Genomic DNA, 2635 nt, shown 5'->3' on the forward strand with positions numbered 1-2635 from the left:
CGCTCCGCCATCATGCACTGGGCCCGCGAATGCGCGATCACCGGGGTCGCTTGATCCGTCATCGCGGAGCGGCACCGGCGAGGCGCCACGTCCAACCTCAACCTGCTCGCCTACCCGAAACCGTCAGAATCGCCCGTCTTGTCACGGACCCCGGATTCAACACACGGATGCTCCAACCAGGGCTCTGGGCCCGGGACCGCCACACGCTGAGCGTCAAAGCGACCACCGGGTTCTTTCCCAAAGCCAGCGATGACGAATGCTGGCGCGCCGCCCACCGGATCACCGCCATGTTCAACACCATCGCCCGAGAGATCGAGAGGAACCCCTCCCGCGTGGGAGACGCCACCCCCTCCAGCACGCCACTGGCTCAAGCCTGGACAATCTGGGGCAGATAGCGCGCGATCCCGCAGCATCTACGTGGCGAAACCGCCCTTCCAAATCTGTGCCCGTTCCAGCGTGGCTACCGTCCACATGTTCATTTAGCAGCAACTGGCGGTACCCTCACGGCATGAGCATGCTGTCGCCTCCGAAGCTCGATGTTGGTTTTCTTGAACCTGGGGCACTCGTCGCGGCCTTGTATATTCGTGATGCCCTTGGGCTCATGACCGGCCCCGACGCAAGACTGCGGCTGGATCCGCCCACAGGCCTGGCAGAACCAGCCGGTAACACTTTAGACAGCGAGTTGGTCTCTGCAGAATGGACCTCGTGGTGGTCAGAAATAATGGAACGCACCACCCAGTCGCTCACTGGGGTCCATCATCCGATCGACGTCGCTTCAGGACTGGAGTCCCGACCGGAACTGCGGAACGCGGCCGAGCCGATGCTCGGCGACGCGGAAGCCTGGTACCGGGACCAGGCCGAGCCGGTTCAAGGGTGGAAGGATCCCAGAGATAAGAAGTTTCTCCCGTTCCGCGTCATGGCCCTCGTCAAAGCTCAGCTGCGACGCGGGGTCCGGCGCCGTTTCACCACTATTGGTTTCTTGGTATTGCCGCTTGCTGGTGCCGTTGGTTGGGAACTGAAGCCCGGGCAGTATGTCGTTTCAAAGCACCTCGTTCGTGACACCGAAAAGTTTGAAAGCTGGTTTGCCTCACAGCTCCTGGCTGTCAAATAGTTGTTAATGTGCGCTTTCATGGGCGCAACATAACCCTTATCACCGCCGGCTTCCTGACCGGGCGGCCCACCCATTCGGCTCACGCCAAATGATCGTATGCCTTCCGACCTGTGCCGCCGCGGCGTACCAGATCAGTCCATCCCCGTGCCATACGGAACTGCCAGATCAAGTGGCGCAGATTCATGACCATGCGTGCCAAATCGACCGGCATTCTCGCACGTCGCCGCTGCCAGAATAATTGTCCGCGGACAGCAAGCAGTCCCGCCCCTGGCCGGTGGAATATCCAATACCGGCAGATAGATATGTTGCATGGATCACATTTCGTCTATGGTTGCCCGGGGCGCCACAGCGTCGTGGCACCCAACTGAGAGCGGAGAAATTTTCGTGACGACAGACAAGTTTCGAGTACTGGTCCGCGTGCACCTCGACTGCGCAAAGGCCCAGGTTGCCACCCAGGGCCGCGTGACGTCCGAAAGCGTCCACGGCCTGTATGACGTGATGAAGCGTGCCAACTCGCTCACCGCGGGCATGACGCTGGAGCTCGATATGACCCGGGCCTGGATCGAGCCCGACGCGCTGGAAGAACTCCGGACTTGCTCGCGGTCCCGCCATCTGCCTGCCCACGTCGATCCGCTCCAGTCCGAATACCGGTTGAGCATCCTCGCCCCCGATTACGCTGCGCCCCTGGGGCCATTAGCTACCCAGGCGGCCTGACCCGCGACAGCAATCCCCGACATCGGGGTGGAAAACCCGCCAACCAATCTCCGCATGATTCGGCGAAACGGTCACCGCAGGGTCCTCACTCCCGTATTTTCCGGGGATTCTGCCAACGCCGATAGTAGCGACGTCCCCATTCAGCGTTGCTTGAGAGTATGGACTCCATGAATAAGTCTGCAGCCAGGAACATAGATGGATCGGACGCTGTCCTGGAGGTTCGTGTGGAGCTCGTCGGCAGCGTGCCTACAATTTGGCGTCAGCTTGAGATCCGGGGCTCCATGGCTCTGAAACAAGTACACAAGGTTCTGCAGGCAGCCTTTGGCTGGGAGGACGCACACCTGCACAGGTTCACAACGGATGATCCCTTCGCCCCGCTGCGGCCGCTAAACGGCGAGATTCCGGAAGTCCTGCAGTGGCTACCAAGGCAGGAATGCGAAGAACCGGAAGACAGTCCTGAAGAGGAGTGCTCCCTGGACCAGCTGCTCGACCTGAGTTCAGGCGCAGCCTTCTACGAATACGACTTCGGCGACAGCTGGCTGCACCGGATCGAACTGATGTCCCGCCGGCCCGCAAACGACGACTCTCCACCAGCTCTGCTGATTGACGGCGGCCGGCGAGGCCCGCTGGAAGACTCCGGAGGATTTCCCGGCTACGAGGAGATCATGGACGCCCTCGCCGACCCGTCCCATCCTGGCCACGCTGAACATTCCGCCTGGGTGGCCGACATGACCGGCTCCGATAAGCCTTTCGACCCTGCGTTCCTGGACATCGCGGCCGTGAACCTGGCGCTGGCCGAGGGGTTCTACC

At 61.4% G+C, this 2635-nt stretch carries 4 protein-coding genes; all 4 read left to right on the forward strand.

Annotated features, from left to right (window positions below):
• The coding region (locus AHiyo1_RS25725; RefSeq protein ID WP_216363261.1) for a hypothetical protein at positions 1 to 395 on the forward strand (395 nt) is incomplete at its 5' end.
• A gap of 326 nt (positions 396 to 721) precedes the next feature.
• Positions 722 to 1111, forward strand: a complete 390-nt coding sequence (locus AHiyo1_RS19455; RefSeq protein ID WP_059389656.1) for a hypothetical protein — start codon at positions 722 to 724, stop codon at positions 1109 to 1111.
• Positions 1112 to 1495: 384 nt separating this feature from the next.
• Positions 1496 to 1825, forward strand: a complete 330-nt coding sequence (locus tag AHiyo1_RS19460; RefSeq protein WP_059389657.1) for a hypothetical protein — start codon at positions 1496 to 1498, stop codon at positions 1823 to 1825.
• 167 nt (positions 1826 to 1992) lie between these two features.
• On the forward strand, positions 1993 to 2635 hold a 643-nt coding region (locus AHiyo1_RS19465), incomplete at its 3' end, for a plasmid pRiA4b ORF-3 family protein (RefSeq protein WP_253257479.1).

It is taken from the genome of Arthrobacter sp. Hiyo1 (assembly GCF_001263615.2).
Taxonomy (GTDB): domain Bacteria; phylum Actinomycetota; class Actinomycetes; order Actinomycetales; family Micrococcaceae; genus Arthrobacter.